Origin of the sequence: Streptomyces sp. GS7 (assembly GCF_009834125.1) — a bacterium.
Taxonomy (GTDB): Bacteria; Actinomycetota; Actinomycetes; order Streptomycetales; family Streptomycetaceae; genus Streptomyces.
The window spans coordinates 7,415,857-7,437,178 of record NZ_CP047146.1 but is presented as its reverse complement, the minus strand read 5'-3'; the positions used below and the strand labels follow the sequence as shown (position 1 = coordinate 7,437,178).

The following is a 21,322-nucleotide window of genomic DNA, read 5'->3' as shown; positions in this document are numbered from 1 at the left end:
CGGTCTCCCCATCTGTCATCGGAACCTGAGAGGTTCACCGGGATCCCGCGAACGGACCCGGTTTGCACCTTGGGTGGAGCCGCGCCTGCAACCGGGCACTGGCTCGCTTTTCAGATCTGCCTCGCCCGCGCGGTATAGGGGCCTGAGAGATTCAAGGGAGGACTTGCTCCTTCGGCGCCCCGCCGTGGTGGCCGGGGACTCTCCCGCGCGGGTTCAAGCGGCCGGTATGGAGTTGGCAGCGCACGAGTGACCAGAGGTGTGCCCGTGGCGGCCACATCATTACACGGGATCGCCGGATAAAGGAGCCCTGGTCGTCGCCCCGTTCCGGTCGGCTCCGCCGGGCCGCCCGCGCGGTTCCGGAACCCGCCGGGTGCGCGGCGCCTCCGGCGGCGGCCGTCGGGCGGCGGCCCGGTGCGCCGTCAGCCCGGCGCCCGCCACCTCGTCGGATCGGGCAATCGCCTTGATGGGCATTACCTTTTCTTGACACTCTGCGGGTGCGGCTCCGGTCCCGAACCGGAGCCGGAACCGGACCGGGAGGGGTGTTCACGGTGCACAGGGGAGCGGCACACGCGGCCACTTCGGGCAGTGCGCCCTCGGCCCCGGTGGACGCAGCCCGGCTCCAGCTCCCGCCCCGGACCCGGCGCCGCCCGCCGTCCGTCCCGCAGTCCGGTCGCCGCCCCCGGACCACCGACCTCCGGGGCGCCCGCCCGGTCCGCCGCACCGCCGAACTCCGTTTCCCGCCCGGGGATCTGGTCGTGGTCTCCGGCCTGCCGGGCAGCGGCAAGAGCACCCTGATGCGGCGCCTGGTGCCGCGGCTGGACGCGCGCGGCGCCGCGGTCCACCGCATCGACTCCCAGGACGCCCGGGAGCGCTGGGAACGCGGCCGGCTGCACCGGGTGCCGTACGGCCTGTACCGCCCGCTGGTCCGCGCGGCGCACTACCTCGCACTGCGCCGGGCGCTGCGCTCCGGCGGCAGCGTGGTGGTGCACGACTGCGGGACGCTGGTGTGGATGCGCCGCTGGATCTCGCGGACGGCCCGGCGCGGCAGCCGGGGGCTGCACCTGGTGCTGCTCGACGTGCCGCCGGAGGTGGCGCCGAGCGGCCGGCGGACCCGCGGGCGCGGGGTGTCCCGGTACGCCTTCGCCCGCCACCGCAAGGCGGTACGGCGGCTGGTGGGCGGCGCGGAGGCGGACCGGCTCCCGGCGGGCTTCCGTTCCGCGGTACTGCTCGACCGCCGGGCGGCCGGCACGCTGGAGGCGGTCGGCTTCGACCGACGGGGGCGGCCGGTGCGCGTACGGCCGCCGCCCTCGCTCCTGTGTGCGGCTCCGGCTGCGGTCGTTGCCGGACCTCCCGCTAGTGTCGTTGGCCAGAAAGCGCGCGGTCGGCAATGGGTGGGTGACATGGACTATCCGGAGAACTATCCGGGGAACTTTCCGGCTCCGGGGGACTTCCCGGACCAGGGGATTCCGCAGCTGGCCTGGCCGGCGAACGAACTCGAAGAGGTGCTGGCCGCATCGGTCGGGCATCCGGAGGCGGGCGGCCGGATCGTCGAGGTGCTGGGCCGCAGCCGGGTGTGGGTGCCGCTGCCCAAGGGCGGTGGCCCGGACAGTGCGGGCTTCGGGGCGGCCGGCCTCGATGTGCCGACCGTGGAGATCGGCGGGGCCGCGTACGTCCCGGTCTTCAGTTCCGAGCAGGAGTTCATGAAGGTCGTCGGGGCGCATATGGGCTTCACCGTCGCGCCCGCCCGGGAGTTCGCCCGCGGGCTGCCGCCGCTGGTGGGCATCGCGGTCAACCCCGACGGCACGGTCGGGGTCCCGCTGCCGCCGCCCGCGGTGGCCGAACTGTGCCGGGCCGGGCGTGCGGAGCAGGCCGGCGGTCTGCCGAGCGGCGCCCGGGTGCGGCTCTTCGAACCGGACTGGCAGGACGAGCCGGTGGACTTCCTCGCCGCGGCCGGACTGGAGTTCTCCGGTGCCGGAATTGTCGTGACTGCCCGGCGCGCCCTGGCAAGTGTCGAGGGCGACACGCCCGCGCTGTTCGTCGGCGTGCAACTCGACGTGCCCGCCGAGCGGCTGCACGACGGCAGCGCCCGCGAGGAGGCGCTGGCGGCCCTGGGACGTGCGCTCGGTGCGGTGCCGGTGCCCTGGCCCGTCCAGCTCGTCCTGCTCGACATCGCCCAGGGGGATCCGGTCGCCGACTGGATGCTGGAGCGCGTGCGGCCCTTCTACGCACGGGACCACTCGTAAGCTGGTTGGATGACGGGCGGGCGCACCCTCACGTGCCCTGCTGACAGAAGGGACGGGACCACGTGAGCGCGGGTGCGCATCAGGGAGCCGCGGCGGCCGGCCAGGTCGAGCAGATGCTGCGACAGGTCTCGCCCGGCCGCTACGACGCCTACGAGGCGCTGTTGCACGCGCTCGCCCAGAGCCAGGTCTGGATGCTCCTCTGGCACGGCCGCGCCGGGATGCCCGACGCCCAGTACGGGAACATGGAGGTCGACGGGCTGGGCTACGCCCCCTGCGTGACCTCCGCCGCCGAACTCGCCGCCTCCGGCTGGAACCGCGACCACGAGCTGGTCACCGGCACGGAGATCGCCGCCTCCCTCTTCCCCGACCGCTGGGGGCTGTGGCTGAACCCGCACGCGCCCGGCGGCGGCGTCGGCGTGCCCTGGCTCGATCTGCGGCGGATCGCCGGCGGCCTCGACCGGCTGCCCGCCGGTCCGCTGCGGATCTCCGAACCGGCCGTCGACATCCCGCAGTTCTACGCCCTGCTCGCCCAGAACGCCCACCGGACGCCCGCCGTGCGGTCGTTGCGCCGGGCCTGGGTGCAACCCGCCCTCGGTGCCCCGTATCTGGCGATCGGGCTGGATCTGTACGACACCGGCCAGCTGTCGGTGGATTCGGTGCGGTTGATGATCCAGCAGTCGATGGGTGCCGTTCCGGACGGTCTGCCCGTTTCGACCGTCGCGATGAACGACGAGTTCGACCCGGTCGGCATGTGGATGCGGGCCTGCGCGCGCCCCTTCTTCGACCGCGACGGCTATGCGCAGCCGCCCGCTCCCGGACCGACCTACGGTTACGGATACCCGCGTTCCTACTGACGCCGGCGGGCCTTCCCGGCGCCGCCGCGGGCTGCCGTACTTGGCTTGAATTCCCCCTGTCCGTACGGAAGTTGGACCCCTGTCGGAACCCCCTTCGGGCCTCCTTTCGGTCCGGTCAGCCCGCACCGTTGTTCGTATAACGGAAGGTCGTGGGCCAGATCACAGTTGTGCATCCATTCCCCGCGGGGGCTGGTGAGTGATCGCCGGTCGGATGAAGACTCCGGCCGCACAGGGCCTCGGTCCTTTGTGCGAGCGGCACTTCTGCACGGCAAGGCAGCACCTCTGATCTACCGCACCACCTCTGATCTTCCGTTGAGTGAACGCCCCTGACGCCATGACGAGTTGGCGGCAGGGGAAGCGTCAGTGATGGGAAACCGGGCCGCTACCGCGGCGGGCACCGGCCGGCCACCGCCGGCCGAGAGGGGTCAAGGGCACCGTGACCACACCGATCGAGACCACCGGGGCGGCTGCGCAGGCGCAGCCGGAAGCGGTGCTGGAGGGCGTGGAGAGCAAGCGGATCGAGGGGCGCTCGCTCGGCCAGATCGCCTGGCTGCGCTTCCGCCGCGACAAGGTCGCCGTGGCCGGTGCCGTCGTCGTCGTCCTGCTCGTCCTGGTCGCCGCGCTCTCCCGCCCCCTCCAGGCGCTTTTCGGACTCGACCCGAACCTGCCGCATCCGGACCTGATCGACCCCAACACCACGCTCCCCAAAGGGGACTTCGGAGGGATGAGCGGCGACCACCTGCTCGGGGTGGACCCCAAGTTCGGCCGCGATCTGCTCGCCCGGATCCTGGAGGGCTCCTGGGTGTCGCTGCTGGTGGCGTTCGGCGCGACGCTGCTGTCGGTCGCCCTCGGCAGCGTGCTCGGCGTCGTCGCCGGCTTCTACCGGGGCCGGGTGGACGCGCTCATCAGCCGCATGATGGACGTCTTCCTCGCCTTCCCGCTGCTGCTGTTCGCCATCGCGATCTCCGCCTCGCTCCAGGGCGGTGCGTTCGGCCTGCAGGGGCTGCCGCTGCACATCTCGGTGCTGATCTTCGTGATCGGCTTCTTCAACTGGCCGTACATGGGCCGGATCGTGCGCGCGCAGACGCTGTCGCTGCGCGAACGGGAATTCGTCTCGGCCGCCCGCGGCCTGGGCGCGCGCGGGCCGTTCATCCTCTTCCGGGAACTGCTGCCCAACCTCGTGGGGCCGATCATCGTCTACTCGACGCTGCTGATCCCCTCCAACATCCTCTTCGAGGCGGCGCTGAGCTTCCTGGGTGTCGGCATCCAGCCACCCCAGTCCTCCTGGGGCGGCACGCTCACCCAGGCGGTCAAGTACTACGAGGTCGACCCCCAGTACATGATCGTCCCCGGCCTCGCCATCTTCGTCACCGTGCTCGCCTTCAACCTGCTCGGTGACGGGCTGAGGGACGCACTCGACCCGCGCGGCCGCTGACGGCCGCCGGGCGCCCGATCTGCACCACCGCCGTTTCGTAAGGATGTTTCACGACGAACGAAGGGGATACCGACCACTATGCGAAGGTCAGTTCCGGTCGCTGCTGTCGCGGCCCTCACCAGTGCGGGCCTTTTGCTGGCCGGCTGCAGCGGAAAGGGTTCCTCGGCCGGCTCGGCCGAGGCCAACGCCGCCACCAAGAGCGTCGTCAACGCCTCGGACGAGAAGGGGGGCACGGTCACCTACGCGATGAGCGACGCCCCCGAGTCCTTCGACCCGGGCAACACCTACTACGCCTTCGTCTACAACTTCAGCCGCCTCTACGCCCGCCCGCTCACCACCTTCAAGCCGGGCCCCGGCACCAAGGGCGAGGAGCTGGCCCCGGACCTCGCCGAGTCGATGGGCAAGCCCAGCGACGGCGGCAAGACCTGGACGTACAAGATCCGCAAGGGCGTCAAGTACGACGACGGCACGACGGTCACCTCCCAGGACGTGAAGTACGCCGTGGAGCGCAGCAACTTCGCGCGCGACGTCCTCTCGCTGGGCCCGAACTACTTCCAGCAGTTCCTCGTGGACAACGACGGCGGTTACAAGGGGCCGTACAAGGACAAGTCCAAGGAGGGGCTCAAGTCCATCGAGACCCCTGACCCGCAGACCATCGTCTTCCACCTCAAGCAGCCGTTCGCCGAGTTCGACTACCTGGTGAGCGCCCCGCAGACCGCCCCGGTCCCGCAGGCCAAGGACAAGGGCGCGGACTACACCAAGAGCGTGGTCTCCTCCGGCTCCTACAAGTTCGAGAACTACCAGGAGGGCAAGCAGCTCACCCTGGTCCGCAACCCGAACTGGTCGGCGCAGACCGACCCGCTGCGCAAGCAGCTGCCGGACAAGATCGTGCTCAACCTGAAGGTCGCCCAGTCGACCATCGACAAGGACCTCCAGTCCGGCAACACCCTGGTCGACATGGCCGGCCGCGGCGTCGACGGCCAGACCCAGGCCCAGCTCCTGACCGACCCGAAGCTGAAGGCCGACACCGACAACGCGCTCGGCCAGCGCCTCGTCTACACGGCGCTCAACACCAAGGTCGCGCCGTTCGACAACGTCGAGTGCCGCAAGGCCGTCGAGTACGCCATCGACAAGAAGGCGGTGCAGACCGCGCTCGGCGGTCCGATCCGCGGTGAGATCGCCTCCACGGTCCTGCCGACGGACATCGCCGGCTACCAGAAGTACGACCTGTACCCGCAGAAGTACAGCGGCGACAACCTGGACCTGACCGAGGCCAAGAAGCACTGGGCCAAGTGCGGTGCGGGCAACGTCAACACCACGATCCTGGCCCGCAACGACCGCCAGGACGAGGTCGACGCGGCCACCTCGGTCATCGGCTCGCTGAAGAAGATCGGCATCAACGCCAGGATCCAGTCGTACCCGACCAGCAAGTACTTCTCGGACTACGCCGGTGTCCCGGCGTTCAACAAGTCCAACAACGTGGGCCTGATCATGATGCAGTGGGGCGCCGACTTCCCGACCGGCTACGGCTACCTCCAGCAGATCCTCAACGGCAAGGCGATCAGCCAGTCCGGCAACTCCAACCTGTCCGAGCTGGACGATCCGGAGATCAACAACCTGCTCAACAGCGCCATCGCCAACACCGACAAGGGCGCCCGCGAGAAGGCGTACGCCGATATCGACAAAAAGGCGATGGAGCAGGCGGCGATCGTCCCGCTGACCTACTTCAAGGTCCTGATGTACCGCTCGCCCAAGGCCACCAACATGATGTCCACCTCGGCCTTCAGCGGTGAGTACGACTACCTCAACATCGGCGTCAAGAAGTAGCAGCCCTGGAAGGCAGGTGAAGGCATTGGTGTCCGCGGGCCGGTCGCGCCCGGCCCGCGGCACCGGCGCCGCATCCCCGTGTTCTCGTACATCATCCGCAGGTTGATCAGCGCAGTGATCCTGCTGCTGATCGTCAGCGCGGTCACTTTCGGCATCTTCTTCCTGCTGCCGAAACTGGCCGGGCAGAGCACCGACCAGCTCGCCCAGCAGTACATCGGAAAGGCCCCCACCACCGCGGACATCGCCGCGGTGAAGAAGAACCTCGGGCTGGACAAGCCGGTGTACGAGCAGTACTGGGAATTCCTCAAGGGCATCTTCGTCGGCGTCGACTACAAATTCGGACCGGACGCGGCCAAGTGCCATGTGCCGTGCTTCGGTTACTCCTTCAAGACGCATATCGAGGTCTGGCCGGAAATCCAGTCCCGGCTCCCGGTGACGGTGTCGCTGGCCGCCGGCGCCGCGGTGCTGTGGCTGGTCTCCGGCGTCGCCACCGGAGTGCTCTCCGCGCTCCGCCCCGGCTCGGTCTTCGACCGGATGGCGATGGGCGTGGCGCTGGCCGGCGTCTCGCTCCCGATGTTCTTCACCGGCGCGCTGGCGCTGGCCCTGTTCACCTACCAGTGGCCGATCTTCGAGCGCAGCGACTACGTACCGCTGCTCCAGGACCCGTTCCTGTGGGCCCGGACGCTGGTCCTGCCATGGGTCACCCTGGCCTTCCTCTACTCCGCGCTCTACGCCCGGCTCACCCGGGCGGGCATGCTGGAGACGCTGAGCGAGGACTACATCCGCACCGCCCGCGCCAAGGGCCTGCGGGAGCGCAAGGTGGTCCTGCGGCACGGGCTCCGGGCCGCGCTCACCCCGATCATCACCGTCTTCGGCATGGACCTGGGTCTGCTGCTGGGCGGTGCCCTGATCACCGAACAGGTCTTCTCGCTCAAGGGAGTCGGCGCCTTCGCGGTCGACTCGATCAACGCCAACGACCTGCCGAACATCCTCGGCGTCACCCTGCTCGCCGCGTTCTTCATCGTCATATGCAACCTGGTGGTGGACGTTCTGTACGCCGCCGTCGACCCGCGGGTGAGGCTCACGTGACCGACGCTTCCGAGAACACGACCGGGACGGCCGAAGAGACCGGGGAAGCCGGGAAGGCCGGGGAGACAGGGCCCGCCGGGCCCACCGCCTTCCTCGAAGTCCGCGATCTGAAGGTGCACTTCCCCACCGACGACGGTCTCGTGAAGTCCGTCGACGGCCTGACCTTCAGCCTGGAGAAGGGCAGGACGCTCGGCATCGTCGGCGAGTCCGGCTCCGGCAAGTCGGTGACCTCGCTCGCCGTCATGGGGCTGCACCGCGCCTCCCGGCGGCAGCGCGGCACGGTCCGGATGTCCGGCGAGATCTGGCTGGGCGGCAGGGAGCTGGTCTCCGCCGACCCCGACGAGGTGCGTCGGCTGCGGGGCCGCGAGATGGCGATGATCTTCCAGGACCCGCTGTCCGCGCTGCACCCCTTCTACACGGTCGGCAACCAGATCGTGGAGGCGTACCGCGTCCACCACGACGTCGACCGGAAGACCGCGCGCAGGCGGGCCGTCGAGATGCTCGACCGGGTCGGCATCCCGCAGCCGGACAAGCGCGTCGACGACCATCCGCACCAGTTCTCCGGCGGGATGCGCCAGCGCGCCATGATCGCCATGGCGCTGGTCAACAACCCCGAGCTGCTGATCGCCGACGAGCCGACCACCGCCCTGGACGTCACCGTCCAGGCGCAGATCCTCGACCTGATCCGCGACCTCCAGAAGGAGTTCGGCTCGGCGGTCGTCCTCATCACCCACGACCTGGGCGTAGTGGCCGAACTCGCCGACGACCTGCTGGTGATGTACGGCGGCCGGTGCGTGGAGCGGGGCCCGTCGGAGAAGGTCTTCTCGACCCCGCAGCACCCCTACACCTGGGGCCTGCTCGGCTCCATGCCGCGGATCGACCGCGACCAGACGGACCGGCTGATCCCCGTCAAGGGCTCGCCGCCCAGCCTGATCAACGTGCCGTCCGGCTGTGCCTTCAACCCCCGTTGCCCGTACGCGGACGTCCCCGCGGACAACGCCACCCGCACGGTGCGCCCCGAACTGCGGCAGGTCGCCGGCCGGCACTTCTCCGCGTGCCACATGGCGCAGGAGGAGCGGGAGCGTATCTGGACCGAAGAGATTGCGCCGAAGCTGTGACCGAGACGAGCGAGACCACTCCGACGACCGAGACCACTCCGACGACCGAGACGACGCGGACCACCCCGGCGACCAGAGCCACACAGACGACCGAGGCGACCGGGAACCCGACCCAGGACGGGCCGCTGCTGAGGGTGCGCGGCCTGGTGCGGCACTTCCCGATCACCAAGGGGCTCCTCAAGCGCAGGGTCGGCGCCGTCCAGGCGGTCGACGGCATCGACTTCGACGTGCTGCCGGGGGAGACGCTGGGGGTCGTCGGCGAGTCCGGCTGCGGCAAGTCGACGATGGGCCGGCTGATCACCCGGCTCGACGAACCGACCGGCGGCACCATCGAGTTCGCGGGCCGGGACATCACCCATCTGTCCTCGGGCCGGCTCCGGCCGCTGCGCCGCGACGTCCAGATGATCTTCCAGGACCCGTACGGCTCGCTGAACCCGCGGCACACCATCGGCGGCATCGTCTCCACCCCCTTCCGCCTCCAGGGCGTCGAGCCCGAGGGCGGGGTGAAGAAGGAGGTGCAGCGGCTGCTGGAGCTGGTGGGCCTGAGCCCGGAGCACTACAACCGCTATCCGCACGAGTTCTCCGGCGGTCAGCGGCAGCGCATCGGGATCGCCCGGGCGCTGGCCCTCAAGCCGAAGCTGGTGGTCGCCGACGAGCCGGTCTCGGCCCTGGACGTCTCCATCCAGGCCCAGGTCGTCAACCTCATGGACGACCTCCAGGAGGAGCTGGGCCTGACCTACGTCATCATCGCCCACGACCTCTCCGTCATCCGGCACGTCTCGGACCGGATCGCGGTGATGTACCTCGGCAAGATCGTCGAACTCGCCGACCGCGCGTCCCTGTACGCGTCGCCGCGGCACCCGTACACCAAGGCGCTGCTGTCCGCGGTCCCGGTGCCCGACCCCCGGCGGCGCACCGAACGCGACCGGATCCTGCTGAAGGGCGACGTCCCCTCGCCGATCGACCCGCCCTCCGGCTGCCGGTTCCGCACCCGCTGCTGGAAGGCGACGGAGGAGTGCGCCACCACCGAGCCGCCGCTGGTCGAGCTGCGCACCGGGCACCGGGTGGCCTGCCACCATCCCGATGGTGAAGGTCCCAACTCGGCCACGGTGGCCGAAAGTTCGGCCGGTAATGTAGCAACAGATCAGTAACTACTGACGACTTGGCAAAGTCGCTGGTGAAGTACGGCGGGAGAGTGCAGAGTTGGCACGGTTGTTCTAATCGTATCCGTGTGTTGGAAGGGACGGCTCATGGCACTCTCCCGCTCTGCGCGTCGCACCTCCCGCTGGCTCGCCCTGGCGACCGCGGTGGCCTCGGCCGCCACCATCGCCGCCGCCCCCGGCGCCACCCCCGGCGCCCCCGGGGTCGGTGACCCCTATTTCCCCAAGATGGGCAACGGCGGCTTCACGCCCCTCCACTACGACCTCGGCGTCAGCTACCACCCCGACTCGGGCCGGCTCGACGGCCGGACCACGCTGACCGCCAGAGCCACCCAGAACCTCTCGACGTTCGACCTGGACCTCCAGAAGCTGACCGTCGACTCGATCCGGGTGAACGGCCGCCGGGCCCACTTCCAGCGGACCGGCGACAAGATCGTCATCCGCCCCGAGGCCCCGCTCTCCCGCAGCGCCCGCTTCGCCGTCACCGTCGTCTACCACGGCGTCCCGCAGCCGCTCAGCGGCCCGATCGTCTTCGGCTCCAAGTACGGCTGGATGAAGACCAAGACCGGCGTCTTCGTCGCCTGCGAGCCGAACGCGGCCTCGACGTGGTTCCCCTCCAGCGACCACCCCAGCGAGAAGGCCACCTACGACATCCACATCGACGCCCCGAAGGGCCTGACCGGCGTCTCCAACGGGCGGCTCATCAGCTCCGGCGAGTCGCACGGCCGCTCCTGGTCCCACTGGCGCGAGAGCCGCCCGATGGCGACGTACCTGGCGACCGCCACCATCGGCAAGTTCGACACCCGGACCGGCACCACCCCCGGCGGCACCCCGATCTACGTCGCCGTCGACCCGACCCTCCCCACCGGCAAGGTCGACATCTACGGCATCACCGCGGAGGCCACCGACTACTGGTCCAAGATCTTCGGCCCGTACCCCTTCGAGGAGACCGGCGCGATCGTCGACGACATGCCGGAGGCCGGCTTCTCCCTGGAGGTGCAGTCCAAGCCGGTCTACTCGGCGGTGCGCAACGAGACCACGATCGTCCACGAGCTGGCCCACCAGTGGTTCGGCGACTCGGTCTCGGTCAAGCAGTGGAAGGACATCTGGCTCAACGAGGGCTTCGCCACGTACGCCCAGTGGCTGTGGGCCGAGCACCGCGGCACCACGACGGCCCATGACGCCTTCCGCAAGGCGTACAACTCCCTGCCCGCGAACGACCCGCTCTGGAAGATCAAGGTCTCCGATCCGCAGCGGGACACCATGTTCTCCGACGCGGTCTACGAGCGGGGCGCGATGACCCTCCAGGCGCTGCGCGAACGCATCGGCGACAAGGCGTTCTTCAAGCTGCTGCCCACCTGGACCGCGCAGCACCGCTACGGCAACGCGAACACCGCCCAGTTCGTCGCGCTCGCCGAGAAGGTCTCCGGTCAGCGGCTGGGCGACCTGTTCCACACCTGGCTCGACACCCCCGGCCGGCCGGCCCTGCCGGGGAACTGACCGCTCACGCGGCCACCGGGCCGCGCGGCTACGCGCCGTCCCCGGGCTCCTCGGGCTCCTTCGCCCCCCGGGCGCGCAGCTGCTGCGGCCGGGGCAGATGCAGCCCGAGGTAGACCGCGCCCATCCGCAGCGCGAACACCACCCCTGCCGAGACCGCCGCGGCGGGGGTGGCCCCGACACCGAGTTGGTGCAGCAGCAGATAGCAGCAGCCGCCGGCCAGCGCCGCGATGGCGTAGACGTCCTCGCGCAGCAGCAGCGGCGGGAACTCCCCGCACAGCACGTCCCGGATGACCTCGCCGGCCACCCCGGTCAGCACCGCCAGGATGATCACCGCGAGCGGTGTGGCCCCCGCCGTGATCGCCGCCCGCGCCCCGATCACCGTGACGACGGACAGCCCGATCGCGTCCGCGACCAGCAGCGACTTCCGCGGCAGCGACCAGAACCGCAGATAGGCCATGGTGCCGACGCCGACGCAGATGATCACCGTGAGCAGTACCCAGTCGTGCGTCCAGTACAGGGGCCGCCGGTCCAGGATCAGATCGCGCAGCGTGCCGCCCGAGATGGACGCGGCGAACGCCAGCACCAGCCCGCCGAACGGATCCATGTTCGCGCGGTAGGCGGCCAGCACACCGCTCGCCGCGAAGGCCGCGACGCCGATCAGGTAGAGCACATGAAGCATGCCGCCATCATTACAGCCGCGGAACACGCGGGTCCGGGGCGGTCGGTAGGTGGACACCGGCGGTCGGTCGGCGGTCCGCAGGGGCCCGCCGGCGGCCCTTGAAATTGACACTACCGGTCGGTAATAAACCGGTGTACGGTGCCGCCATGGCAACGGCGACCGTAGGAAACAGTGAGTTCGACCGCGACACCGCGGTCATCCGGCGCGCCACCGGCGCCTACGACACCCACCTCTCCGCGGGCTGGACGATCATCAACGCGGTCAACGGCGGCTACCTCCTCGCCCTCATGGGCCGGGCCCTGGGCGACACCCTCCCGCACCCCGACCCGCTCACGGTCACCGCGCACTACCTCACGGCCTCCGTCCCCGGCCCGGCCGTCATCCGCACCGAAGTGGTCCGCACCGGCCGCACGCTGTCCACCGGCACCGCCTCCCTCGTGCAGTTCGCCGAGGACGGCACCGAGGTCGAGCGGCTGCGCGTGCTCGCCGCGTACGGGGACCTCGCGACCCTTCCCGACGACGTCCGCACCACCGCCAAGCCCCCGGCCATCCCGCCGTACGAGCACTGCCTGGGCGCCGAGAGCGCCCCCGGCGAGCGCCCGGCCATCCCCGGCAGCACCGCGATCGCCGGCCGGCTCGACCTCCGCCTCGACCCGGCCACCGCGGGCTGGGCGGTCGGCGCCCCCTCGGGCAAGGGTGAGATGCGCGCCTGGTTCGGCCTCGCCGACGGCCGCGACCCCGACCCCCTCTCGCTGCTCCTGACGGTCGACGCACTCCCGCCCACCGCCTTCGACATGGGCCTGATCGGCTGGGTCCCCACCGTCGAACTGACCGCCCACGTACGCCACCGCCCGGCCCCCGGCCCGCTGCGGGTCGCCATCACCACCCGCAATCTGGCCGGCGGCTTCCTGGAGGAGGACGCCGAGGTCTGGGACTCCGAGGACCGGCTCGTCGCCCAGTCCCGCCAGCTGGCCCGCACGGTCCTGATCGACTAGCTCCGCGAGGGGCGGGGCTGTCCGAGGAACTCCCGCAGGGCCACCGCCAGTTCGGCCGGCGCGTCCTCGTGGACCAGATGGCCCGCCCCCTCGATCACCCGCAGCTCGGCCCCGGGGATACGGGAGGCCGGCTCGCGCCCCTTGGCGACCGGGATCCGGGCGTCCTCGGCGCCCCAGCAGACCAGCACCGGCACCGCGACCTCCCCGTACCGCCCGGTCACCTCGTCCGTGCACCGCTGGTCGTTCTGCGCGATCTGCCGGTAGAACGCCGGCCGGCGCCCGCGCCGCGCCCCGCACTCCTTGCGGGGGTGTCCAAGGGGTGAGGTTCAGCGCGGGCTCATCCCGGATGACGTCGTAGCTCACTCGCGCTCCAGGCCGAGGCGAGCCCGTACTTCGTCGTGGGGCACGCCGTGCACGGTGCCCGCCGCCTGCCGTGCCCGGTACTCGGCGAGCGCGAGAGCGTCCTCGATGTCCGCGAGTTCCTGGGGGTTTATCAGTACCGCGGCCGGTTGCCCGTGATCGGTGATGGTGATGCGCTCGCGGGCGAGCGCGGTCCGGCGCACAAGGGAACCGAAGTGTGCCCGGGCCTCGGCCATCGCATAGGTCTCAGACATGTACAGAACTGTATATTTTTGCCTTCACGGTGCGCAGCGGCGTGCGCCGTGCGGTTTGCGCCCCCGCGCGGGGCATGCGCCGGGGGCGGGCTCGTAGAATCGGCCCACCATGGTTTACCTCGACCACGCCGCCACCACTCCGATGCTTCCGGAGGCGGTCCAGGCGATGACCGCCCAGCTGACCGTCACCGGAAACGCCTCCTCCCTGCACGCCGCCGGCCGGCGGGCCCGGCGCACCGTCGAAGAGGCCCGGGAATCACTCGCCGCCTCCCTGGGTGCGCGCCCCAGCGAAGTCGTCTTCACGGCGGGCGGCACCGAGGCCGACAACCTTGCGGTCAAGGGCCTTTACTGGTCCCGCAGGGCCGCCGACCCGGCCCGTACCCGGGTCCTCGTCAGCCGTGTCGAGCACCACGCCGTCCTGGACGCCGTCGAATGGCTCGGCGAGCACGAGGGCGCCACCGTCGACTGGCTGCCGGTCGACCGCTACGGCCGGGTGCACGCCGACGTGCTGCGCGAGGCCATCGCCCGCAACCCCGGCGATGTCGCGCTGGCCACCGTCATGTGGGCCAACAACGAGATCGGCACCGTCCAGCCGGTCCGTGAACTGGCCGAGGTGGCAAGGGAGTTCGGGATCCCGCTGCACGCCGACGCGGTGCAGGCGGTGGGTCAGCTGGACGTCGACTTCGCCGCCTCCGGGCTGGCCGCGATGACCGTCTCCGGCCACAAGATCGGCGGCCCGTACGGCATCGGCGCGCTGCTGCTGGGCCGCGAACACGCCCCGGTGCCCGTCCTGCACGGCGGCGGTCAGGAGCGGCACGTCCGCTCCGGCACCCTCGACACCCCGGCCATCGCCGCGTTCGCCGCCGCCGGCCGGCACGCGGTCGCGCACCGCGAGGAGTTCGCCCGCGAGATCGGCGCCCTGCGCGACGACCTGATCAAGGCCGTACGCGCCGCCGCCCCGGACGCGGTCCTGGGCGGCGACCCGGACCCCGCGGGCCGGCTCCCCGCCAACGCGCACTTCACCTTCCCCGGCTGCGAGGGGGACTCGCTGCTGCTCCTGCTGGACGCCCAGGGCATCGCCTGCTCGACCGGCTCGGCCTGCACCGCGGGCGTCGCGCAGCCCAGCCATGTGCTCCTCGCCACCGGTATGTCCCAGGACCTCGCCCGCGGCACCCTGCGCTTCTCGCTGGGGCACACCTCCACCGCCCAGGACGTCGCCGCCCTCGCGGCGGCCATCGGCCCGGTGGTGGAGCGGGCACGGGGCGCGGGGCTCAGCTAGGGCCCGTCCGACGGGTCATGGCCGGGCCCCCGCCCCGGCGGCCGGTGGCGTGGCCCGGGGCGGCTTCGCGGGCGGCTTGCGCAGCTCGGCGTGGACCAGCCGCAGATAGCGGTCCCAGTCCCAGTGGGGGCCGGGGTCCGTGTGGTCCGTCCCCGGTACCTCGACGTGGCCGATGACGTGCTCCCGGTCGGCGGGGAAGCCGTACCGCCGGCAGATCCCGGCCGTCAGCCGCGCCGATGCCGCGTACAGGGGGCCGGTGAAGGACTCCGGCCGGTCCACGAAGCCCTCGTGCTCGATCCCGACGCTGCGCTCGTTGTAGCCGCGGTTCCCGGCGTGGAACGCCACGTCCAGCTCCCGGACCGCCTGCGCCACGTGCCCGTCCCGGCGGACGACGTAGTGCGCCGACGCCTCGTGGAAGGGGTCCCGGAAGACCTTCAGCGCGGTCGCGAAGTCGCCCTGGACGACATGGATCACCACGCGGTCGACCGCGTAGTCGTCGGGGCGGTCGGCCCGGCGGTAGTTCGCCGGGGACGCCGCCACCCACTCGGCGCCCGGGAAGTCGACCTCCCCTTCCTTGCGCGGCCTGCCGTTCCCCGGCAGCCGCCACCACCAGTACGCCAGCTCCTCCCGGGCCGCCACCGCCGCCGCCCCCGCGGCCACCACGGCGCCGCCGCCGAGCAGCAGGGCCCGGCGCCGGGTGAGCCCGGACCGCCGGCGAGGCCGGTCGTCGGCCCCCTCCACGGAGCCGTCCGGCCCGCCTCCTGACTGCTCCGCGGCCCCGTCCCCGGCCTGCCGCCCGTCCCGTGTCCCGTCCGTTTCCCCCATGCCCCGCACAACGCTTTCCGGCCGCTCTCCGGTTCCGTCTACTCTGGAGTGGTTATGACTGATGCCGCCGCTCCCCGCCGCCTCCGCGTACTCGCCGCCATGTCCGGCGGCGTGGACTCCGCCGTCGCCGCGGCCCGCGCCGCCGAGGCGGGCCACGACGTGACCGGCGTCCATCTCGCGCTGTCCGAGAACCCGAAGTCGTTCCGCACCGGCGCCCGCGGCTGCTGCACGATCGAGGACTCCCACGACGCCCGCCGCGCCGCCGACGTGATCGGCATCCCCTTCTACGTCTGGGACCTCGCCGAGCGCTTCCGCGAGGACGTCGTCGAGGACTTCTTCGCCGAGTACGAGGCCGGGCGCACCCCGAATCCCTGCCTCCGCTGCAACGAGAAGATCAAGTTCGCCGCCCTCCTGGACAAGGCCCTCGCCCTGGGCTTCGACGCGGTGTGCACCGGCCACTACGCCACGGTCGTGCTGCGCGAGGACGGCAGCCGCGAGCTGCACCGCGCCTCCGACATGGCCAAGGACCAGTCCTACGTCCTCGGCGTCCTCGACGACCGCCAGCTGGCGCACGCGATGTTCCCCCTGGGCGACACCCGCACCACCAAGGCGGAGATCCGCGAAGAGGCCGCCCGCCGCGGCCTGTTCGTCGCCAAGAAGCCCGACAGCCACGACATCTGCTTCATCGCCGACGGCGACACCCAGGGCTTCCTCGCCAAGCGCCTGGGCACGGCCGAGGGCGACATCGTCGACGAGTCGGGCACGGTCGTCGGCACGCACGAGGGCGCGTACGGCTTCACCATCGGCCAGCGCAAGGGCCTGCGCATCGGCCGCCCGGCCCCCGACGGCAAGCCCCGCTACGTCCTCGACATCTCCCCGGTGGACAACACGGTCACCGTCGGCCCCGCCGCCTCCCTCGACGTCACCGCCCTCACCGCCATCCGCCCCCGCTGGTGCGGACGCCCGCCGACGGCCGGCCCCGCCACGTACACCGCGCAGCTGCGCGCGCACGGCGGCGAGACCGAGGTGAGTGCCGAGCTCGTCGACGGCACCGAGCTGCGGGTCGCCTTCACGGAGCCGGTGCGCGGTGTCGCTCCCGGCCAGGCCATCGTGCTCTACGACGGCACCCGGGTGGTCGGCTCGGCGACGATCGCCACGACCGACCGCCGGACGGCGGCGGAGGCGGGCCGGTCGGCCTGACCCGCCGGTCCGCCGGTACTGACAAATGTCACGGTGTTCCAGGGACAGTTGAGACTGCCGCCGGGGCGGCGCGGTACCCGAAGCTGATGGGGCAAAGGAACGGCGCACAGCCGCAGTTCACAGCCCAGCTCGGGGGAGTCCGCCATGCGTCAGAGTCAATCCGCCGTCGACCCGGCCGCCGGGACGTCCGCCGTCCGGCGGCCCGGTGACCAACAGCCCGCCGGGAACCGGCTGCTGGCGGCGTTCGGGCCACTGATCCTGGACGCCGGGATCCCGCTGGGCCTGTACTACGCCCTCAGCAGCGGCGCCGGGATGAGCGATGTGGCCGCCCTGGGATGGAGCAGCGTGGTCCCGGCGCTGCGCACGGTCTGGGGGCTGGTCCGCACCCGGAGCGTCAACGGCCTGGCGCTGCTGATCCTGGCCGTCAACGCGGCGGGGCTGGCGCTGAGCACCGTGGCGGGCGATCCGCGACTGATGATGGCCAAGGACAGCGGCGTCAGCAGCGTGGTCGGGATAGCGGTGCTGCTCTCGCTGCGGACCAGGCGGCCGTTGATGACCGCCGGCCTCAAGCCCTGGGTGACGAAGGGCAGTCCGGCCGGAGAGGCCGCCTGGGACCGGCTGCTGGCCACCTCGGAGCCCTTCCGGCGGGCGGAGCGGCGGTTCTCGCTGATCTGGGGGTGCGCACTGCTGGCCGAGTGCGTCATCAGGGTGGTCGGCGCCTACACCCTGCCGGTGCACGTCATGGTCTGGCTGGGCACCGTGCTGGCCATCGTGGCCGTCCTGTTCGCCATGGTGGTGGCGGGCGCGGTCGGCGCCCAGCCCCTGGAGCAGATGGTCGGCGCCGAGGTGGCGCGGGACGAGGCGGTACGCCGTGCCGAGGCCGCCGGGACCCGGGCGGCCGAGCCGGTCGCCGCGGCGGACTGAGCCCGGCCGCCCCGGCCGCAGCGCGCCGCCGGGGGTGCGGCCGCCCAGGACTCCGGGGTACGGGGGTCCTCGAAGTCCCGGGCGGCGGCACCCACCCGGAGGGCCACGTGACGTCAGGGAGGTAACGGGCCATATCGGGCGGAGGAGTTGGGGAAAGTTCTTGCGGGATTGGCGTGTCGGGCACCCCGCGGTCGATGCGGCGTGCCCGCGGCCCATAAGGTCGGCGGTGCGACGGGACGTCAGAGGCCCGCACCGGCGGTTCGACGGTGAACCGGCGGCATGCGGCTTTCGTCGGCCACGAAGGGAACGCGAGTCATGTCGACTGTTCAATCTGAGGTCAGGTCCGGCGCGCGCGCCGCCGGGACGGCATCCCTGCACGCCGAGTTGGTCCGCCGGAATCCCGGCGAGCCCGAGTTCCACCAAGCCGCCCTCGAAGTCCTGGAGACGCTGGCGCCCGTGCTGGCGGCCCGTCCGGAGTTCGTCGACGCGAGGATCCTGGAGCGGATCTGCGAGCCGGAGCGGCAGATCATGTTCCGGGTGCCGTGGCAGGACGATTCCGGGACGATCCGGGTCAACCGCGGCTTCCGGGTGGAGTTCAACAGCGCCCTCGGCCCGTACAAGGGCGGGCTGCGCTTCCACTCGTCCGTGAATCTGGGGATCGTGAAGTTCCTCGGCTTCGAGCAGATCTTCAAGAACGCGCTGACCGGCCTGAACATCGGCGGCGGCAAGGGCGGCAGCGACTTCGACCCGCACGGCAGGTCGGACGCCGAAGTCATGCGCTTCTGCCAGTCGTTCATGACCGAGCTGCACCGCCACCTCGGCGAGCACACGGACGTGCCGGCCGGCGACATCGGCGTCGGCGGCCGGGAGATCGGCTACCTCTTCGGCCAGTACCGCCGCATCACCAACCGCTGGGAGGCCGGCGTCCTCACCGGCAAGGGCCTGGCATGGGGCGGCTCCAGGGCCCGTACGGAGGCCACCGGCTACGGCAACGTGCTCTTCACCCAGGAGATGCTCAAGCAGCGCGGCGAGGAGCTGGACGGGCAGCAGGTGGTGGTCTCCGGGTCCGGCAACGTCGCGATCTACACCATCGAGAAGGCGCAGGCCCTCGGCGCCCACGTCCTGACCGTCTCGGACTCCGGCGGCTACGTCGTCGACGAGAAGGGCATCGACCTGGCGCTGCTCAAGCAGGTCAAGGAGGTCGAGCGCGGCCGGGTCGCCGACTACGCGCGGCGCCGCGGGGTGTCCGCCAAGTACGTCGAGGGCGGCCGCGTCTGGGACGTCGCCTGCGACGTGGCGCTGCCGTCGGCCACGCAGAACGAGCTGGACGCGGACGCCGCGCGGATCCTGGTCCGAGGCGGCGTCAAGGCGGTCTCCGAGGGCGCCAACATGCCCACCACCCCGGAGGCCGTGGCGCTCCTCAAGGAGGCCGGTGTGGCCTTCGGTCCGGGCAAGGCCGCCAACGCGGGCGGGGTGGCGACCAGCGCGCTGGAGATGCGGCAGAACTCCGCCCGCGAGGCGTGGCCGTTCGCGCGCGCGGAGGGTGAACTGGCCGCGATCATGCGGGGGATCCACGACACCTGCCACCAGACCGCCGAGCGCTTTGGGCTGCCCGGCGACTACGTGGCGGGCGCGAACATCGCCGGCTTCGAGCGGGTAGCGGACGCCATGCTGGACCAGGGTCTGATCTGATCCGGCGGCACCGCCGTTCCCGGGGGCGGAGCCGCGCGCACCGCCCCCGTAGGGTGACCGCATGAACATCTGCGTCTTCTGTTCCGCCGCCGACCTCGACGACCGTTATGTCACCCCCGCCCGGCAGTTCGCCACCCTGATCGGAAAGGGCGGTCATGCCCTGGTATGGGGCGGTTCGGACACCGGGCTGATGAAGGTCATGGCCGACGGCGTGCAGGAGGCCGGCGGAAAGCTGATCGGCGTCTCCGTGGAGTTCCTGGCCCACAAGGCGCGGGCCGGCGCTGAGGAGATGGTCGTCACCAAGGACCTCGCCGAGCGGAAGGCGCAGCTGCTGGCGCGCGCCGACGCCGTCGTCGTCATGGTGGGCGGTACGGGCACCCTGGACGAGGCCACCGAGATCCTGGAGCTGCGCAAGCACGCGATGCACCGCAAGCCGGTCGTCCTGCTCAACACCGCCGGTTTCTATGACGGGTTGAAGGAGCAGCTCCGGCGGATGGAGGTGGAGGGGTTCCTGCCGCTTCCCCTCACCGACCTGGTGTTCTTCGCGGACGACGGGGCCGCTGCGCTGGCCTACCTGGAGGAGCGGGCCGGCGCCGGGGAGTGATCCCGTGCGCCCCCCGTGCGGCGCGCGCCCTCGTTAGGATCGGCCCCATGGGAACGCACTTGATCACGGGCGCAGGGTCGGGCATCGGAGCGGCGGTCGCGCAGCGGCTGCTGGCGCGCGGTGAGGAGCTGTGGCTGCTGGCGCGGGACGCCGTACGGGCGAAGGAGCTGGCCGACCAGTTCCCCGGGGCACACGCCATCGTCGGCGACCTCGCCCGCCCCGAGAAGCTGTCCTTCGCCCTCGGGCAGCAGCCGCTGCCGGACCGCATCGACTCGCTCCAGCACATCGCGGGCGTCATCGAACTGGGCGCCGTCGGCGACCTGCCCGTCAAGGCGTGGCAGCGCCAGCTCGCCGCCAACCTGGTCGCGCCCGCTGAGCTGACCCGGCTGCTGCTGCCGCTGGTACGGATCGCCAAGGGCGACGTCGTCTTCGTCAACTCCGGTGCCGGGCTGGACGCGCACGCCAACTGGAGCGCCTACGCGGCGAGCAAGCACGGCCTCAAGGCGCTGGCCGACTCGCTGCGCGCCGAGGAGCACGGCAACGGCGTGCGGGTGACCTCGGTCTACCCGGGGCGCACGGCGACGCCCATGCAGGAGAGCACCCACCGCCAGGAGGGCAAGGAGTACGACCCGTCCCGCTGGATCGACCCGGAGTCGGTCGCGACGGCGATCCTCACGGCGATCGATCTGCCGCGCGACGCCGAGCTGAAGGACGTGGTGGTCCGGCCGGGGCGGTGAGCCCGGGGCCGCGACGGCAGGTGCAAAGGGGACGGCTGCCCTGCGGGGCGGCCGTCCCCGTTCGCTTCCGCGGCGGCGACGTACGCTTCAGGGGTGACCACTGAAGCGAAGCCGACCGCGGCGGCGGGGTGCGGGTTCCGGGAGATCCGGGGACTCGTCACCGAGCTGAGCCGCCGCCTGGACGCCCACCAGCGCAGCCGGATCGCCGAGCTGGACCTGACGCCGACGCAGGCCAAGGCGCTGGAGGAGCTGGGCGAGCCGAAGACCGCGCGGGAGCTGGCGGGCGTGCTGTGCTGCGAGCCGCCGAACGTCACCTATGTCATCTCCAAGCTGGAGAAGCAGGGCATGGTCGTACGGCGGCCGCACCCCCAGGACAGGCGGGCCAAGCAGCTCGTACTGACCGAGGCGGGGCGGGAGTTGCGGCTGGACCTGCTGCGGCGGATGGGCACCCGCTCGCCGCTGGACCATCTCTCCCACGAGGAGCGGGTGGCGCTCCGCGATGAACTGCTGAGGGCGCTGGGGCGGGTCGAGGGCGGGTAGCCCGCCC

Annotated in this window: 19 protein-coding genes, 2 pseudogenes and 2 riboswitches; of the genes and pseudogenes, 17 read left to right on the top strand and 4 right to left on the bottom strand. The window is 71.5% G+C overall.

Translation table 11 applies throughout. The features are described 5' to 3' along the window. Window positions 1-2 precede the first annotated feature (2 nt). A riboswitch (glycine riboswitch) is annotated at window positions 3-120 on the bottom strand. Continuing rightward, window positions 121-216: riboswitch (glycine riboswitch) on the bottom strand. 278 nt (window positions 217-494) lie between these two features. The 9 genes and pseudogenes from GR130_RS41700 to GR130_RS32185 all read left to right on the top strand — a co-directional run. Beyond that, window positions 495-1,112 (top strand): annotated as a pseudogene (locus GR130_RS41700) (AAA family ATPase); the annotation flags it as partial. Window positions 1,113-1,400: 288 nt separating this feature from the next. Beyond that, complete coding sequence (locus tag GR130_RS32220) at window positions 1,401-2,243, top strand: enhanced serine sensitivity protein SseB (RefSeq protein WP_159510345.1); 843 nt, start codon at window positions 1,401-1,403, stop codon at window positions 2,241-2,243. A 62-nt stretch (window positions 2,244-2,305) separates the two neighbouring features. Next, on the top strand, window positions 2,306-3,097 hold the full coding sequence (locus tag GR130_RS32215; protein ID WP_159507967.1) for an enhanced serine sensitivity protein SseB C-terminal domain-containing protein: 792 nt from the start codon (window positions 2,306-2,308) through the stop codon (window positions 3,095-3,097). 436 nt (window positions 3,098-3,533) lie between these two features. After that, window positions 3,534-4,532, top strand: coding sequence for an ABC transporter permease (locus tag GR130_RS32210; RefSeq protein ID WP_159507966.1), 999 nt, complete (start codon window positions 3,534-3,536; stop codon window positions 4,530-4,532). A 78-nt stretch (window positions 4,533-4,610) separates the two neighbouring features. Beyond that, entirely contained in the window at window positions 4,611-6,359 is a 1,749-nt protein-coding gene (locus GR130_RS32205) for an ABC transporter substrate-binding protein (RefSeq protein ID WP_159507965.1), read from the top strand. Between the two features lie 78 nt (window positions 6,360-6,437). Further along, complete coding sequence (locus tag GR130_RS32200) at window positions 6,438-7,448, top strand: ABC transporter permease (protein ID WP_159507964.1); 1,011 nt, start codon at window positions 6,438-6,440, stop codon at window positions 7,446-7,448. Further along, entirely contained in the window at window positions 7,445-8,566 is a 1,122-nt protein-coding gene (locus GR130_RS32195) for an ABC transporter ATP-binding protein (protein WP_201305058.1), read from the top strand. Before GR130_RS32200 ends, GR130_RS32195 begins: the two co-directional genes overlap by 4 nt. Further along, on the top strand, window positions 8,563-9,717 hold the full coding sequence (locus tag GR130_RS32190) for an ABC transporter ATP-binding protein (protein ID WP_159507962.1): 1,155 nt from the start codon (window positions 8,563-8,565) through the stop codon (window positions 9,715-9,717). The genes GR130_RS32195 and GR130_RS32190 overlap by 4 nt, the downstream gene beginning before the upstream one ends. Window positions 9,718-9,816: 99 nt before the next feature. Continuing rightward, complete coding sequence (locus tag GR130_RS32185; protein ID WP_159507961.1) at window positions 9,817-11,226, top strand: M1 family metallopeptidase; 1,410 nt, start codon at window positions 9,817-9,819, stop codon at window positions 11,224-11,226. A gap of 28 nt (window positions 11,227-11,254) precedes the next feature. Here the strand turns inward: GR130_RS32185 and GR130_RS32180 are convergent, their stop codons facing one another. After that, complete coding sequence (locus tag GR130_RS32180; protein WP_159507960.1) at window positions 11,255-11,905, bottom strand: trimeric intracellular cation channel family protein; 651 nt, start codon at window positions 11,903-11,905, stop codon at window positions 11,255-11,257. A gap of 146 nt (window positions 11,906-12,051) precedes the next feature. Between GR130_RS32180 and GR130_RS32175 the strand changes: the two genes are divergently transcribed. Then, the gene (locus tag GR130_RS32175; RefSeq protein ID WP_159507959.1) at window positions 12,052-12,900 is read left to right on the top strand and encodes a thioesterase family protein; all 849 of its coding nucleotides are present in this window, start codon (window positions 12,052-12,054) and stop codon (window positions 12,898-12,900) included. Here the strand turns inward: GR130_RS32175 and GR130_RS32170 are convergent. Both GR130_RS32170 and GR130_RS32165 read right to left on the bottom strand, forming a co-directional pair. After that, window positions 12,897-13,175, bottom strand: a pseudogene (locus GR130_RS32170) (alpha/beta fold hydrolase); the annotation flags it as partial. The gene GR130_RS32175 and the pseudogene GR130_RS32170 overlap by 4 nt on opposite strands. Before the next feature lie 84 nt (window positions 13,176-13,259). After that, window positions 13,260-13,514: a type II toxin-antitoxin system Phd/YefM family antitoxin gene (locus tag GR130_RS32165; RefSeq protein WP_159507958.1), complete on the bottom strand. Its 255-nt coding sequence runs from the start codon at window positions 13,512-13,514 to the stop codon at window positions 13,260-13,262. 109 nt (window positions 13,515-13,623) lie between these two features. On the opposite strand from GR130_RS32165, the gene GR130_RS32160 reads away from it, so the two are divergent. Continuing rightward, on the top strand, window positions 13,624-14,793 hold the full coding sequence (locus GR130_RS32160) for a cysteine desulfurase family protein (protein ID WP_159507957.1): 1,170 nt from the start codon (window positions 13,624-13,626) through the stop codon (window positions 14,791-14,793). A gap of 15 nt (window positions 14,794-14,808) precedes the next feature. Here the strand turns inward: GR130_RS32160 and GR130_RS32155 are convergent, their stop codons facing one another. Then, window positions 14,809-15,618: an N-acetylmuramoyl-L-alanine amidase gene (locus GR130_RS32155; RefSeq protein ID WP_159507956.1), complete on the bottom strand. Its 810-nt coding sequence runs from the start codon at window positions 15,616-15,618 to the stop codon at window positions 14,809-14,811. A gap of 54 nt (window positions 15,619-15,672) precedes the next feature. Here GR130_RS32155 and mnmA point away from each other — a divergent pair, with 54 nt between their 5' ends. From mnmA to GR130_RS32125, 6 genes are all read left to right on the top strand, one after another. Continuing rightward, window positions 15,673-16,818 carry a tRNA 2-thiouridine(34) synthase MnmA gene (mnmA, locus tag GR130_RS32150; protein ID WP_159507955.1) on the top strand — a complete coding sequence of 382 codons (1,146 nt, stop codon included), beginning with the start codon at window positions 15,673-15,675 and terminating at the stop codon, window positions 16,816-16,818. A gap of 144 nt (window positions 16,819-16,962) precedes the next feature. Next, complete coding sequence (locus tag GR130_RS32145; protein ID WP_236573739.1) at window positions 16,963-17,742, top strand: VC0807 family protein; 780 nt, start codon at window positions 16,963-16,965, stop codon at window positions 17,740-17,742. A gap of 315 nt (window positions 17,743-18,057) precedes the next feature. Next, window positions 18,058-19,434, top strand: a complete 1,377-nt coding sequence (gene gdhA / locus GR130_RS32140; RefSeq protein ID WP_159507954.1) for an NADP-specific glutamate dehydrogenase — start codon at window positions 18,058-18,060, stop codon at window positions 19,432-19,434. A 61-nt stretch (window positions 19,435-19,495) separates the two neighbouring features. Beyond that, window positions 19,496-20,038: a TIGR00730 family Rossman fold protein gene (locus GR130_RS32135; protein ID WP_159507953.1), complete on the top strand. Its 543-nt coding sequence runs from the start codon at window positions 19,496-19,498 to the stop codon at window positions 20,036-20,038. 47 nt (window positions 20,039-20,085) lie between these two features. Beyond that, a complete protein-coding gene (locus GR130_RS32130) occupies window positions 20,086-20,775 on the top strand; it encodes an SDR family oxidoreductase (RefSeq protein ID WP_159507952.1) in 690 nt (229 codons plus the stop codon). A gap of 144 nt (window positions 20,776-20,919) precedes the next feature. Next, window positions 20,920-21,315 carry a MarR family winged helix-turn-helix transcriptional regulator gene (locus tag GR130_RS32125; RefSeq protein WP_159510342.1) on the top strand — a complete coding sequence of 132 codons (396 nt, stop codon included), beginning with the start codon at window positions 20,920-20,922 and terminating at the stop codon, window positions 21,313-21,315. Window positions 21,316-21,322: the final 7 nt, after the last annotated feature.

Bases quoted from the DNA above. Each gene is read 5' to 3' on its own strand.
- GR130_RS32180 (WP_159507960.1), bottom strand. From the start codon at position 11,905: ATGCTTCATGTGCTCTACCTGATCGGCGTCGCGGCCTTCGCGGCGAGC.
- GR130_RS32130 (WP_159507952.1), top strand. From the start codon at position 20,086: ATGGGAACGCACTTGATCACGGGCGCAGGGTCGGGCATCGGAGCGGCG.
- gdhA (WP_159507954.1), top strand. From the start codon at position 18,058: ATGTCGACTGTTCAATCTGAGGTCAGGTCCGGCGCGCGCGCCGCCGGG.
- GR130_RS32145 (WP_236573739.1), top strand. From the start codon at position 16,963: ATGCGTCAGAGTCAATCCGCCGTCGACCCGGCCGCCGGGACGTCCGCC.
- GR130_RS32205 (WP_159507965.1), top strand. From the start codon at position 4,611: ATGCGAAGGTCAGTTCCGGTCGCTGCTGTCGCGGCCCTCACCAGTGCG.
- GR130_RS32175 (WP_159507959.1), top strand. From the start codon at position 12,052: ATGGCAACGGCGACCGTAGGAAACAGTGAGTTCGACCGCGACACCGCG.
- GR130_RS32135 (WP_159507953.1), top strand. From the start codon at position 19,496: ATGAACATCTGCGTCTTCTGTTCCGCCGCCGACCTCGACGACCGTTAT.
- GR130_RS32160 (WP_159507957.1), top strand. From the start codon at position 13,624: ATGGTTTACCTCGACCACGCCGCCACCACTCCGATGCTTCCGGAGGCG.
- mnmA (WP_159507955.1), top strand. From the start codon at position 15,673: ATGACTGATGCCGCCGCTCCCCGCCGCCTCCGCGTACTCGCCGCCATG.
- GR130_RS32220 (WP_159510345.1), top strand. From the start codon at position 1,401: ATGGACTATCCGGAGAACTATCCGGGGAACTTTCCGGCTCCGGGGGAC.
- GR130_RS32185 (WP_159507961.1), top strand. From the start codon at position 9,817: ATGGCACTCTCCCGCTCTGCGCGTCGCACCTCCCGCTGGCTCGCCCTG.
- GR130_RS32165 (WP_159507958.1), bottom strand. From the start codon at position 13,514: ATGTCTGAGACCTATGCGATGGCCGAGGCCCGGGCACACTTCGGTTCC.
- GR130_RS32155 (WP_159507956.1), bottom strand. From the start codon at position 15,618: ATGGGGGAAACGGACGGGACACGGGACGGGCGGCAGGCCGGGGACGGG.